The sequence below is a fragment of the Corallococcus sp. AB018 genome (genome assembly GCF_003986945.1).
GTDB classification, from domain to species: domain Bacteria; phylum Myxococcota; class Myxococcia; order Myxococcales; family Myxococcaceae; genus Corallococcus; species Corallococcus exiguus.
This window is the reverse complement of record NZ_RAWR01000036.1, coordinates 42,566-54,307: the sequence shown is the minus strand read 5'-3', so window position 1 is coordinate 54,307 and position 11,742 is coordinate 42,566. Positions and strand designations below refer to the sequence as shown.

The 11,742-nt window shown below is 69.1% G+C and carries 13 protein-coding genes; 10 read left to right on the top strand and 3 right to left on the bottom strand.

All coding sequences use genetic code 11. The features are described from left to right. Both D7Y11_RS10550 and D7Y11_RS10545 read right to left on the bottom strand, forming a co-directional pair. A partial coding sequence (locus D7Y11_RS10550; RefSeq protein ID WP_148139199.1) for an ankyrin repeat domain-containing protein occupies nucleotides 1-551 on the bottom strand: 551 nt, incomplete at its 3' end. A gap of 77 nt (nucleotides 552-628) precedes the next feature. After that, nucleotides 629-2,155: a catalase gene (locus tag D7Y11_RS10545; protein ID WP_120574365.1), complete on the bottom strand. Its 1,527-nt coding sequence runs from the start codon at nucleotides 2,153-2,155 to the stop codon at nucleotides 629-631. A gap of 332 nt (nucleotides 2,156-2,487) precedes the next feature. Here D7Y11_RS10545 and D7Y11_RS10540 point away from each other — a divergent pair, with 332 nt between their 5' ends. The 5 genes from D7Y11_RS10540 to D7Y11_RS10520 are packed head-to-tail and all read left to right on the top strand — an operon-like array spanning nucleotide 2,488 to nucleotide 6,529. Then, the gene (locus D7Y11_RS10540; RefSeq protein WP_120574364.1) at nucleotides 2,488-4,038 is read left to right on the top strand and encodes a lysine 5,6-aminomutase subunit alpha; all 1,551 of its coding nucleotides are present in this window, start codon (nucleotides 2,488-2,490) and stop codon (nucleotides 4,036-4,038) included. Then, entirely contained in the window at nucleotides 4,035-4,520 is a 486-nt protein-coding gene (locus D7Y11_RS10535) for a hypothetical protein (protein WP_120574363.1), read from the top strand. The genes D7Y11_RS10540 and D7Y11_RS10535 overlap by 4 nt, the downstream gene beginning before the upstream one ends. Nucleotides 4,521-4,524: 4 nt before the next feature. Further along, complete coding sequence (locus tag D7Y11_RS10530) at nucleotides 4,525-5,310, top strand: OAM dimerization domain-containing protein (protein ID WP_120574362.1); 786 nt, start codon at nucleotides 4,525-4,527, stop codon at nucleotides 5,308-5,310. Then, nucleotides 5,307-5,705 (top strand): hotdog fold domain-containing protein, encoded by a 399-nt coding sequence (locus D7Y11_RS10525; protein ID WP_199733715.1) that lies wholly within the window; start codon nucleotides 5,307-5,309, stop codon nucleotides 5,703-5,705. The genes D7Y11_RS10530 and D7Y11_RS10525 overlap by 4 nt, the downstream gene beginning before the upstream one ends. Then, nucleotides 5,702-6,529 (top strand): 3-keto-5-aminohexanoate cleavage protein, encoded by an 828-nt coding sequence (locus D7Y11_RS10520; protein ID WP_120574361.1) that lies wholly within the window; start codon nucleotides 5,702-5,704, stop codon nucleotides 6,527-6,529. Before D7Y11_RS10525 ends, D7Y11_RS10520 begins: the two co-directional genes overlap by 4 nt. 104 nt (nucleotides 6,530-6,633) lie before the next feature. Here D7Y11_RS10520 and D7Y11_RS10515 read toward each other — a convergent pair whose 3' ends face one another. Then, nucleotides 6,634-8,082: an FAD-dependent monooxygenase gene (locus tag D7Y11_RS10515; RefSeq protein ID WP_126933599.1), complete on the bottom strand. Its 1,449-nt coding sequence runs from the start codon at nucleotides 8,080-8,082 to the stop codon at nucleotides 6,634-6,636. A gap of 91 nt (nucleotides 8,083-8,173) precedes the next feature. Here D7Y11_RS10515 and D7Y11_RS10510 point away from each other — a divergent pair, with 91 nt between their 5' ends. The 5 genes from D7Y11_RS10510 (at nucleotide 8,174) to D7Y11_RS10490 (ending at nucleotide 11,681) form a co-directional block, all read left to right on the top strand. After that, a complete protein-coding gene (locus tag D7Y11_RS10510) occupies nucleotides 8,174-8,800 on the top strand; it encodes a TetR/AcrR family transcriptional regulator C-terminal domain-containing protein (RefSeq protein ID WP_120574359.1) in 627 nt (208 codons plus the stop codon). A gap of 163 nt (nucleotides 8,801-8,963) precedes the next feature. Continuing rightward, on the top strand, nucleotides 8,964-9,740 hold the full coding sequence (locus D7Y11_RS10505) for an SDR family NAD(P)-dependent oxidoreductase (protein ID WP_121776759.1): 777 nt from the start codon (nucleotides 8,964-8,966) through the stop codon (nucleotides 9,738-9,740). Then, nucleotides 9,730-10,527, top strand: coding sequence for a class I SAM-dependent methyltransferase (locus D7Y11_RS10500; protein WP_126933598.1), 798 nt, complete (start codon nucleotides 9,730-9,732; stop codon nucleotides 10,525-10,527). The genes D7Y11_RS10505 and D7Y11_RS10500 overlap by 11 nt, the downstream gene beginning before the upstream one ends. Nucleotides 10,528-10,621: 94 nt before the next feature. Beyond that, complete coding sequence (locus tag D7Y11_RS10495; protein WP_126933597.1) at nucleotides 10,622-11,173, top strand: hypothetical protein; 552 nt, start codon at nucleotides 10,622-10,624, stop codon at nucleotides 11,171-11,173. Nucleotides 11,174-11,300: 127 nt separating this feature from the next. Continuing rightward, nucleotides 11,301-11,681, top strand: coding sequence for a hypothetical protein (locus tag D7Y11_RS10490; protein ID WP_120574355.1), 381 nt, complete (start codon nucleotides 11,301-11,303; stop codon nucleotides 11,679-11,681). The last annotated feature ends 61 nt before the right edge of the window (nucleotides 11,682-11,742 follow it).

The window sequence follows — 11,742 nt, the reverse complement described above, 5'->3', positions numbered from 1 at the left end:
GTCTGGGCCCAATCATTGGCGGAGCGGCCGCTGGCGTCGCGCACCGCGGGGGAGGCTCCCTGGTGGCGCAGCTGGTCGGCCACCTCCGTGCGGCCGAAGAGGACGGCGAACATCAGGGCCGTCTGGCCCAGCCGGTTGGTCTGGTCCACCGCGCAGGGCTGGGCGGAGAGCAGCTTCACCACGTCCGCGTAGCCCTTGAAGGCGGCGCCCATGAGGGCCGTGTTGCCCCGGTTGTCACCCGCGCACGCGTCCGCCCCGGCGTCGAGCAGCGCCTGCACCGTCCGGGTGTGGCCGTGATAGGCGGCGAGGATGAGGGGGGAGAAGCCTCGCGTGTCGCGGGCCTCCACGGGCGTGCCGGCCTTGACCAGCCCCTGGACGATGTCCGTCTCGCCTTCGCGCGCGGCGGCGAGCAGGTAGCGCTCCGCGTCGCTGGTGGCGAGCAGCCGTCCGGCGGGCGTCGCTGGAGCGCGCAGGGACATCCACGCGGCGGTCAGCACCGTGCACACCAGCATCACCAGACCCAACGAACCGAGCAGCAGCTTGCGAACCATGAGGGCGTCTCCGGCGAAGGAAGCGTGAAGGAGAGAGGGGGCCGCCGTGGCGTCACCGGCGGCCCCGGTGCGTCAGGTCACGGCTGGCCGGTGGTGGCGAGCGGGGCGATGGTGGCCTTCGCGTCGTCCAGCTTCACGTTCACGGCCTTGGCCAGGCGCGTGCCGTAGTCCGCGTTGGCCGCGTAGAAGTGGCCCACCATGCGCGCCTTGACCTTCGCGTCGCGCACCTGGCCCAGGTCGCCAGCCAGGTTCTGGATGAGCCGCTCCTTGCCGACCGCGTCGAGCGCCGTCCAGAAGGCGCCCGCCTGCGCGAAGTTGTCCGTCTTCGCGATGGGGCGCTGCTGCGTGGTGCCGGTGAGCGGCGCGTTGGAGAAGAGGGCGGAGGGCGTGTCCTGCGTCTCACGCGTGATGCTGGGCTCGTAGTTCACGTCCGACTTCGTGTTGCCGCTGTTCATCGCGCCGGCCTGGCTGTTGTTCTCCACCGCGGCGCGCGCGCGGTTCACCGGCAGCGACAGGTAGTTGGCGCCCAGGCGGTAGCGCTGCGTGTCCGCGTAGGAGAAGAGGCGGCCCTGCAGCAGCCGGTCCTCGGACGGCTCGATGCCCGGCGGCATCACGCCCGGGGAGAAGGCGGACTGCTCCGTCTCCTCGAAGAAGTTGTCCGGCATCTTGTTGAGGGTGAACCTGCCCAGCTTCACCGGAGGCAGCTTGTCCTTGGGCCACTCCTTGGTGGCGTCCAGCGGATCGAACGTGAAGCCGTCCAGGTCCTTGGGATCCAGCACCTGCACGCTCAGCTCCCACGAGGGGAACTTGCCGGCCTGGATGTTCGTGTAGAGGTCGTGCGTGGCGTGCTGGAAGTCCTCGCCGCCCAGCTTCGTGGCCTCCTCCACGGTGAGGCCCTTCACGCCCTGCTGCGACTTCCAGTTGAACTTGACGTACTTCACCTGGCCCTTGGCGTTGACGAACTTGAACGCGTGCACGCCGTTGCCGTCCATCTGCCGGTAGCTCGCCGGGATGCCCAGCTCCGTATAGAGCTGGGTGAGCATGTGCGTGGATTCCGGCTGGTGACTGAAGAAGTCGAAGAAGCGGTTCGGGTCCTGCCGGTTGGTGATGGGGGACGGCTTCAGCGAGTGCACCATGTCCGGGAACTTGATGGCGTCACGGATGAAGAAGATGGGCAGGTTGTTGCCGACCAGGTCCCAGTTGCCCTCGTCCGTGAAGAACTTCAGCGCGAAGCCGCGCGGGTCGCGCAGCGTCTCCGGTGAACCGCTGGGGTGGATGACCGTGGAGAAGCGCACGAACATCGGCGTCTTCTTGCCCTTCTGGGAGAAGACGGACGCGCGCGTGAGGTTGGAGAAGTCGCCGTAGCTCTCGAAGGAGCCGTACGCGCCCACGCCGCGCGCGTGCACCACGCGCTCCGGGATGCGCTCACGGTCGAAGCGCGCGAGCTTCTCGATGAGGGCGAAGTCCTCCAGGAGGATGCCGCCCCGCGGGCCGGCCGTCTTGGAGCTCTGGTTCGTGCCCAGCGGCGCGCCCGAGTCGGTGGTGATGGGCGGGGGATTGCCGGCGGCGAGGACGGGGGCGCCAGACAGCAGGACGGCGAACATCAACGAGCGTCGGTTCAAGGGGAACTCCTTGGGTTACGGGGGAACCGGGCCACCCCTAGAGCACGCCTCGTGCCGAACGTTCACCTTGTGTAATTTCAATGGTTTGAGTGCGGAGGTCTCAGCCTGATCACCGGCATTTCGGTGTTTGAACCGAAGTGGCGGTGGCGTTGATCGCCGCTTTATCGGTGCTCAAGCGTGCAGTGACATTTCGGTGAGAAGGCTTTTGTGTGATGCGTCTCGCCATTCAAGAGGCGCGGTGCGGCATCGTTTGCTGGCGGTGCGGGTGCCGCGTTCTTGAGCCGAAGGACGCGGGGCTCGGGTAGGGTGCGCGCATGTCAGGCCCGTTCATCGACGACGCGCGGATTGCCGAGGCGCGCAAGCTGGCGGACGAGATCGTCAATCCGATCTTCGACCTCATCCAACGCAACACCACTGTTTCCAATGAGCGCACCGTCTTGCGCTTCTTTGGCATTTCCGGCGCGGGTACGCGTGGCGTACCCCTGGCCAACCTCATGGTGGACAAGCTGCAGTCCGCCGGAGTGCTCAATCGGGGCGCCGCGTATTGGTACGGCCGCGCGCTTCAGCTGGGCGCCAGCAGTCCACTGGACGCCGTGGAGCGCATCACCGCGCTGCCCACGGACAAGCTGGGCGCGCTGTCTCCAGAGATGGAGGCCAACCTGCGGGACGCCGTGCGCGAGGAGGCTCGCGCGGCGATGGCGGAGCTGAAGTCCCGCATCGCCCAGCGCAACGCCCTGCGCGAGCAATTCCCCATGTCGCCCGCGCCGCACAAGTACGTCATCGTCGCCACCGGCAACATCTACGACGACGTGGACCAGGCGCGCGCGGCGGCGCAGGCGGGCGCGGACGTCATCGCGGTCATCCGCTCCACGGCGCAGTCGCTGCTGGACTACGTGCCGCACGGCGCGACGACGGAGGGCTACGGCGGCACCTACGCCACCCAGGAGAACTTCCGCGTGATGCGCGAGGCCCTGGATGACGAGAGCCGCAAGCTCAAGCGCTACATCCAGCTGACCAACTACTCGTCCGGCCTGTGCATGTCGGAGATCGCCTTCTGCGCGGCGTACGAGCGGCTGGACATGCTCCTCAACGACGCGATGTACGGCATCCTCTTCCGCGACATCAACATGCGGCGGACGTTCATCGACCAGTACTTCAGCCGCCGCATCTGCGCCCTGGCCGGCATCATCATCAACACCGGCGAGGACAACTACATCACCACCGCGGACGCGTACGACGCGGCCCACACCGTCATCGCCAGCCAGTTCATCAACGAGTGCTTCGCCAAGCGCGCGGGCCTCAAGGACTGGCAGCTGGGCATCGGGCACTCGTACGAAATCGACCCGTACCGCGACGACACGCTGCTGCTGGAGCTGTCGCAGGCGATGCTGGTGCGCCGCTGCTTCCCGGACGCGCCGCTCAAGTACATGCCGCCCACGAAGCACAAGGAGACGGACATCTTCTTCAGCCACGCGTACGACGTGATGGCGGACCTGGTGGCCATCTGGACGCGGCAGGGCATCCAGCTGTTGGGCATGATGACGGAGGCCATGCACACGCCGCTGCTCGCGGACCGGTACGTGGCGCTCAAGTCCGCGTCGTACATCCACCGCGCGGCGCGGGGCATCGACGAGGAGTTCACCGTTCGCGAGGACGGGAAGATCGCCAACCGCGCGCGGGAGGTCTTCGCCAAGGCGGAGGAGCTGCTGCGCGAGTGCCACACCGAGGGCATGGTGGCGGCCATCGGCAAGGGGCGCTTCGGCGACGTGAAGCGCGAGGAGACCGGTGGCAAGGGCCTGGACGGCGTGCTGGAGAAGGCGCCGGATTACTTCAATCCGTTCCTGGAAATGCTGGAGGCGTCATGATCCTGAGTACCTTTGTTGCCGTGATGGTGGCCGCGGGCGGCAGCGCGGATGCGTTGAGCAGCGTCACGGTGAAGAACATCGCGCTGAAGGCCCCGGCGGCGTGGACGCGCTCCAGCGTGGACGGCTCGGAGAAGTTCCTGGCGCCCTCTGGCGACGCGTACTTCATGGTGGACGTGGGCACGGTGCAGACCGCGGGCATGAAGGCGGAGCTGTGCCGCACGAAGATCCTCGCGAACATGGGCGGCGACAGCTGGACGATGCTGAAGGTCGGAGGTCAGCCGGCGGCCACGAAGATGGACACGGACGCGGCGCCGGACGGCAGCGGCAACGTGGACACCGTGACGTACGTGGGCTGCAACGGGAAGACGACCTGGTCGGTGGTCTTCTACATGGAGCAGGGCAAGAAGGACCGTTTCGCCGCGGTGGCCGAGAAGGTGGGCACCAGCGTGTCGTTCACGCCGCCCAAGGGCAAGAAGGGCTAGTTCGATGGTGAAGCCGAGCAAGCAGATCATCCGCCCCTACGGCGACCGTCGCGACGACGGCATGGTGCAGCTGTCGTTCACGCTGCCGGTGCCGCTGTCGGAGAAGGCCAAGGAGGCCGCCGCCCAGTTCACGAAGAAGATGGGCTTCACGGACGTGAAGGTGGCCGCCGCCGAGCGCGCGGCGGACCAGTACACGTTCTTCGTCGTCTACGCCCGCTCCAACGTGACGCTGGACTACGCGGAGATCGACGTGCCGGAGGTGGTGGTGCGCAAGATGGGGTTCAACGACCTCAACGCGCTCATCAAGGAGAAGGTGCGCCGGCGCATCGTCGTCTTCGGTGCGTGCACGGGCACGGACACGCACACGGTGGGTATCGACGCCATCCTGAACATGAAGGGCTACGCGGGCGACTACGGCCTGGAGCGCTACCCCGGCTTCGAGGCGTTCAACCTGGGCAGCCAGGTGCCCAACGAGGACCTGATCAAGAAGGCCACCGCGAAGCACGCGGACGCCATCCTGGTGTCCCAGGTCGTCACGCAGCGCGACGTGCACAAGGACAACTCGCGCCAGTTCATCGACGCGGCGAAGGCGGCGGGCATCCACGGCAAGACGCTCCTGCTGCTGGGCGGGCCGCGCGTGGACCACAAGCTGGCGCTGGAGCTGGGCTTCGACGCGGGCTTCGGGGCGGGCACCAAGCCGTCCGACGTGGCGAACTACATCGTGCACGCGGTGATGAAGAAAGAGGGCACGGAGTCCGCGGACTCCCACTACCAGGGGGAACCCACGTGAGCACTGGCACCAAGGCGGTACTGCGGCTGCGCATGGGCAGCCACGACGCGCACTACGGCGGCAACCTGGTGGACGGGGCGCGGATGCTCGGTCTGTTCGGGGACGTGGCCACGGAGCTGTGCATCCGCTCGGACGGGGACGAGGGCCTGTTCCGCGCCTACGACTCCGTGGAGTTCCTGGCCCCGGTGTACGCGGGCGACTTCATCGAGGCGGAGGGCGAGATCATCAGCGAGGGCAACACGTCGCGGAAGATGCGCTTCGAGGCTCGCAAGGTCATCAAGCCCCGGACGGACGTGAATGACTCGGCGGCGGACGTGCTGCCGGAGGCGGTGGTGGTGTGCCGCGCTTCCGGGACCTGCGTCGTTCCGAAGGACAAGCAGCGGGTGAAGCGATGAGCAGGCCCATGGTCCTCACCGCCGCCCTGGTGGGCGCGGAGACGACGCGCGAGCAGACGCCGTACCTGCCCATCACCGCGGAGGAGATCGCGGAGGACGCGGCGAAGTGCCGCGAGGCCGGCGCGGCGATGGTGCACATCCACGTGCGCACGGCGGAGGGCAAGCCGTCGCAGGACGCGGAGCTGTTCCGCGCGGCCATCCGAGCCATCCGCAAGCGCACGGACGTGCTCGTCCAGGTGTCCACGGGCGGCGCGGTGGGCATGGGCGTGGACGAGCGGTGCGGCGGGCTCACGCTCACGGGAGCGGACAAGCCGGACATGGCCACGCTCACCACGGGCACGGTGAACTTCGGGGAAGAGGTGTTCTGGAATCCCCGGCCGCTGGTGCGCGACATCGCGAAGCGCATCAAGAGCATTGGCCTCAAGCCGGAGCTGGAGTGCTTCGACGTCGGGATGATCGACGAGGCGCGCTACCTGGCGAAGGAGGGGCTGGTGGAGTTGCCGGCGCACTTCGACTTCGTGCTGGGCGTGCCGGGCACGCTGCAGGCGCGGCCGGAGGTGCTGGACTTCATGATCGCCTCGCTGCCGGAGGGGAGCTCCTGGACGGTGGCGGGCGTGGGGCGCCAGCAGCTCCCGTTCGTGGAAGAGGCCGCGAAGCGCGGCGGCAACGCGCGCGTGGGCCTGGAGGACAACATCTACCTGTCCAAGGGCGTGCTCGCGAAGGGCAACTTCGAGCTGGTGGCGGAGGCCGCGAAGCGGGCCCGTGCCGCCGGTCGTGAGATTGCCTCCCCCGAGCAGGCCCGGCAGCTGCTGCGCCTGGGCTGAGGTTTCACACGCGGAGCCATCACGTGAGGCCCGGGAGCGGACCCGCCCCGGGCCTTCGTGTTTCGTCTCCGCGATGATCGAAAGCGGTGCGGCCTCCCGGCTGCTTACGCGGCCCAGGCCCAGCCGACATGGCCGTCCGGACGCACCAGCAGGCCGCCCACGCCTTCGAAGTCCGCGCGTCCCAGGCGACCGCGCAGCGTCGTCACCTGGGAGGGCCAGCCGGGTTCCCAGCGGGGCAGGGGGCGTGCGTCGTCCTCGCCCAGACCCAGCAGCAACCACCGGCCCGGATGCAGCGCCGCGTAGAGCCGCGCGTCCGTGCCGAGCTCCACGTCGCTCAGGCGTCGGCCGCACCACTCGGACAGCAGCGGTGAGGGTGTCTGGGGCGCGGGCACATCCAGCGGCGCGTAGCCCACGTCGAGCGCCCCGATGTTGTCCGCGAGCTGGCGGTTCAGCCGGGGCTCACGGAGCAATCCGCTCAGCAACTCGCGCAGCGCCAGCGTCTCCCGTGTGGCGCCCATGAGGGCGGTCTGCGCCAGCGTGTTGTGGATCAGCGCTTCACCCACGGGACGACGCTCGCGCGAGTAGCTGTCGAGCAATGCCTCCGGCGCACCATCCTTCACCACCGCCGCGAGCTTCCATCCCAGGTTCATCGCGTCCTGCAGGCCGACGTTGAGCCCCTGGCCTCCCGCCGGGAAGTGGATGTGCGCGGCGTCGCCCGCGAGCAGCACGCGTCCCTCGCGGTAGCGCTCCGCGAGCCGCGTCTCGTTGCCGAAGCGGGACAGCCACCGGGGCTCGCGCATGCCGAAGTCAGAACCCGCGATGCGCAGCGTGCTCTCCCGCAGCTCCTCCAGCGTGACGGGTTCGCGCACCGGCGCCTTCTCCCGGAGCGGATCATTCACGACGATTCGGTGGATGCCCGGCGACATGGGCACCACCATCACGCCGCCGCGCTCGTTCGAGATGCCGAGGGCGGGCTGGGCCGGCGGCGCGCCCAACGTCACGTCGCCCAACACCGATGTGCGCGTCACGTCCGTCCCCGGGAACGGGATGCCCGAAAGCCTCCGTACCGCGCTCCGGGCTCCGTCCGCGCCCACCACGAAGCGCGCCCGGATGCGGAACGTGCCCGCGTCCGTGGATCCCTCCAGGTCCACGCCCTCGTCGTCCTGTCGCAGGGACTCCACCGTGTGGCCGCGCCGCACGGCCACGCCGAGCTCCCGCGCCCGTTCCTCCAGCAGGGCCTCCGTCACAGCCTGCGGAAGGAACAGCGTGTAGGGGAAGCGCGTGTCCAGGACGCTGAAGTCCAGGCGCGTGTCGAGCATCGCGAAGTGGCCGGTGGGCAGCGGCCGTCCCCGCTCCAGGAACCGGCCCTCCAGCCCTCGCAGGGCCAGCACCTCCAGCGAACGCGGATGCAGCGTCAGCGCCCGGGACTCGCGCACGGCCTCCACGCGCCGCTCGAACAGCTCCACCCGAACGCCCCCCAGCGCCAGCTCGCACGCGAGCCACAGCCCGGTGGGACCTCCCCCCACCACCGCCACATCAAGGACCTCCGCCATGACCGACCTCCCGCCCGAAGGCGTCAAACTAACGTTGTTAGGGATCGACTAACGGCGTTAGATTGTCAAGCCAGCGAGGGGCAGCGCGGGCATGCGAATCCAGCGGGAGCAGGTGGTGGCGGCGGCGTGGACGCTGCTGGACGATCACGGCCTGGAGGGCCTCACGATGCGCGTCCTGGCGAAGGCGCTCTCCATCCAGGCCCCGTCGCTGTACTGGCACTTCCCGGGCAAGCAGGCCCTGCTGGACGCGATGGCGGACACGCTGGTGCGGGACGTGGCGCGCACGCTGACGCCGGAGTCACCGTGGGAGCCGGTGGTGCGCACCGTGGCGGAGGAGCTGCGGCGCGCGTTCCTGGCCCACCGGGACGGCGCCCGCGTCTACGCCGGCACCATCGTGGTGTCCGAGCACACGCTGCGCGTCTCCGACACCGTGATTGGCGCGCTGACTCGGGCGGGGTTCGACTCGCGAGCGGCGGGCTGGGCGGCCTTCACCGTGCTCGACTACGTGCTCGGCTTCACCATCGAGGAGCAGGGCTTCACCGCGCAGGACGCCGAAGCGAAGGAGCGGGAAGGGGCGCTGCGTCAGCTCGCCTCGGCGCGCTATCCGCACGCGGCCGGCGCGGTGGACGCCATCCTGGACCGCGACTTCGACCGCCGGTTCGCCTTCGGGCTGGACCTGCTCGTGGCGGGTATCCGCGCGCGGCTGTCCACGCCGTAGCGCGTCGCTGTCAGGTTCTCGCCGCGCATTTCGTCCCGCTGCCCGGCACGCAGCGCACCCGCCGACACCGCCCCTACGTCCCGGCTGTCCGCGCCGGATGGCTCGGGCATCATGCCGCGCATTCCTCCCGCTCTGACGGGAGCCCACGAGGAGTCGCGCAGCGATGGACACGGGACTGCAGGGCAAGGGCGTGCTGGTGACGGGCGGCGCGGGCGGCATCGGCTCCGCGCTGGTGCGGGCGTTCGCGGGCGAGGGCTCGAAGGTCGCGGTGCACTACCACCGCAGCCAGGAGAAGGCGGCGGCACTGGCGCGAGAGGTGGGCGGCGCGGCCGTGCGCGCGGACCTCACGGTGGAGGCGGACGTGGACGCGCTGGTGCCCCAGGCGGTGAAGGACCTGGGCCGGCTGGACGTGCTGGTGTGCAACACCGGCGTCTATCCCGCACCCGATGAGCCGCTGTGGCGGATGTCGCTGGAGCGCTGGCGGCGCACGCTGGCGCAGAACCTGGACAGCGTGTTCTTGAGCTGCCGCGCGTTCCTGCGCCACGTGGAGACCACGGGCACGGGCACCATCGTCATCATCAGCTCCACGGCGGGCCTCTTCGGTGAGGCGGGCCACACGGACTACGCGGCGGCGAAGGGCGCGCTGGCGGCGGGCTTCGTGAAGAGCCTGAAGAACGAACTGCACCGCATCGCGCCCATGGGCCGCGTCAACGTGGTGTGCCCGGGCTGGACGGAAGTGGATCGCAACCGCGACAAGCTGGGTGACCCCAAATTCGTCGGCCGCGTCACGCGGACGATGCCGCTGCGCAAGGTGGGGCAGCCGGAGGACGTGGCGCGCGTCGTGGTGACGCTTGCGTCGGATCGCATCTCCGGACACGTGACGGGCGAGGTCGTCACCGTGGCCGGGGGCATGGAAGGACGGGTGCTGCATGAAGACTGACCTGGACGTGCGGACGTACAACCGCGAGGCGTGGAACGGCGAGGTGGGACGCGGCAACCGATGGACGCTGCCGGTGGATCCGGAGGTCATCGCCGCCGCGCGACGGGGCGACTGGAGCGTGGTGCTCACCCCGACGAAGCCCGTGCCTCGCGCGTGGTTCGGGGACCTGAAGGGCAAGGACGTGCTGGGCCTGGCGAGCGCGGGCGGCCAGCAGTGTCCGGTGCTCGCGGCGGCGGGCGCGAACGTCACCGTGTTCGACAACTCGCCCGCGCAGCTGGCGCAGGACCGCAACGTGGCCGAGCGCGAGGGACTCACCCTCCAGTACGTGGAGGGCGACATGCGCGACCTGTCCGCGTTCGCCGACGGGAGCTTCGACCTCATCTTCCACCCGTGCTCCAACTGCTTCGCGGAGGAGATTCTCCCGGTGTGGCGCGAGGCCTTCCGCGTGCTGCGGCCGGGCGGCGTGCTCCTGTCGGGCATCTGCAACCCGGTGCGCTACCTCTTCGACCCGGTGGACGAGGAGAAGGGCGTGATGCGGCTCAAGTACACGATGCCGTACTCGGACTTCACCAGCCTCACCGTCGAGGAGCGCCGCCGCTACACCGACAAGGATGAGCCCATGGTCGTGGGCCATTCGCTGGAGGAGCAGCTGGGCGGACAGATGGAGGCGGGCTTCGTGCTCACGAACCTGTTCGAGGACAAGTACGAAGGGGGAAAGGACCTGCTCTCCACGTTCCTGCCCACCTTCATGGCCACGCGTGCCCTGAAGCCTGAATCGCGTTCGTGACACAGAAGGGCGTTGCACCTGGCCGCCGCGAAAGCCTACAGGTGAGATGTCCGGGGGGTCCTCCCGGGCATCCCCCCATTCGTAGGAGTCGTCCATGAAGGTGTCGCTGCGTTTTTCCGCGGTCGTGATGCTGGGTGTTTCGCTGCTGGGCCTGGGCTGTGAGGGTGCGGACGCGAGGGACCCGCTGCAGGCCATCGAGGCGGGCGCGCAGGTGAAGGTGGATCCCGCGCTGGCGGAGGTGAAGCAGGGCGCCGTGGGTGACACGCTGATGCGCTGCACGCAGCCGCAGGATGGCAGCTACCTGGAGGTGGTCCAGACCGCCACGGGCTACGAGGCGGCCACGGTGGTGGAGGCCTATGACCCCTGGGACTGCCGTTGCACGTATGAGCAGCGCACGGTGCTGGGTCAGTACACGCAGTGCCGCCGCTCCACGGTGGACCCGCGCATCATGAACTGCTACCGCGTCGAGCCCGGTGGCTCGATTGGCAAGGTGGTGCTGTCCACCACGCGCGTGCAGCGCACGCAGATGGTCATCGGCAGCACGCAGACGGTGTCGTACACGGACCTGAGCATCGCGGCCATCAACCAGGACCCGGGCCACACGCCTCGCCAGGACTTCACCTACGGCCTGGCGGACTGCCAGTAGCCGGCGGTTTTCCGGAGGCGATTTAACCTTCGGCGGGCTCCGGGGTTTTGAGTGTCAGAGCGCGACGGGAAGCAGGCTGCACGGCTGCTCCCGGAGCGTTTTGACCTGAACCCGGAGTCCACACACCATGTCGCTCAAGTCCATGCTTCGCGGTACCGCCGTCGCCACGCTGCTCCTCGCCGTGCCCGTGCTCGCCCAGACGGCCGCGCCGTCCGACTCCAACGCCGGCCAGTGCGAGGGCCGCCGGGGCAAGCACGGCGGCGGGGGCCACAAGTTCGGCCGCATGGATCACCGGCTGGACAAGCAGGTCGCCGAAGGGCGCCTGACGCAGGCCCAGGCGGACGGCTTCAAGGCGGAGGCCAAGCAGCTCCACGAGGAGATGAAGGCCGCGCGCGCCTCCAGCAACGGCCAGGTCGACGAGACCACGCGCTCGCAGTTCAAGGAGCGCCGCAAGGCGCTGAAGGAGAAGATCAAGGCGGCGCTGGCGCCCACGCAGCAGGGCGCCTGAGGTCCCACCGTGATTGGGGAACGTGACGCGAGGGCCCCGGCCGGCACAGACTGACCGGGCC

Excerpts from the sequence above, each read along its gene's own strand:
- D7Y11_RS10545 (WP_120574365.1), bottom strand. The coding sequence starts at position 2,155 with ATGTTCGCCGTCCTGCTGTCTGGCGCCCCCGTCCTCGCCGCCGGCAAT.
- D7Y11_RS10515 (WP_126933599.1), bottom strand. The coding sequence starts at position 8,082 with ATGGCGGAGGTCCTTGATGTGGCGGTGGTGGGGGGAGGTCCCACCGGG.
- D7Y11_RS10505 (WP_121776759.1), top strand. The coding sequence starts at position 8,964 with ATGGACACGGGACTGCAGGGCAAGGGCGTGCTGGTGACGGGCGGCGCG.
- D7Y11_RS10540 (WP_120574364.1), top strand. The coding sequence starts at position 2,488 with ATGTCAGGCCCGTTCATCGACGACGCGCGGATTGCCGAGGCGCGCAAG.
- D7Y11_RS10495 (WP_126933597.1), top strand. The coding sequence starts at position 10,622 with ATGAAGGTGTCGCTGCGTTTTTCCGCGGTCGTGATGCTGGGTGTTTCG.
- D7Y11_RS10510 (WP_120574359.1), top strand. The coding sequence starts at position 8,174 with ATGCGAATCCAGCGGGAGCAGGTGGTGGCGGCGGCGTGGACGCTGCTG.
- D7Y11_RS10490 (WP_120574355.1), top strand. The coding sequence starts at position 11,301 with ATGTCGCTCAAGTCCATGCTTCGCGGTACCGCCGTCGCCACGCTGCTC.
- D7Y11_RS10530 (WP_120574362.1), top strand. The coding sequence starts at position 4,525 with ATGGTGAAGCCGAGCAAGCAGATCATCCGCCCCTACGGCGACCGTCGC.
- D7Y11_RS10520 (WP_120574361.1), top strand. The coding sequence starts at position 5,702 with ATGAGCAGGCCCATGGTCCTCACCGCCGCCCTGGTGGGCGCGGAGACG.
- D7Y11_RS10500 (WP_126933598.1), top strand. The coding sequence starts at position 9,730 with ATGAAGACTGACCTGGACGTGCGGACGTACAACCGCGAGGCGTGGAAC.
- D7Y11_RS10535 (WP_120574363.1), top strand. The coding sequence starts at position 4,035 with ATGATCCTGAGTACCTTTGTTGCCGTGATGGTGGCCGCGGGCGGCAGC.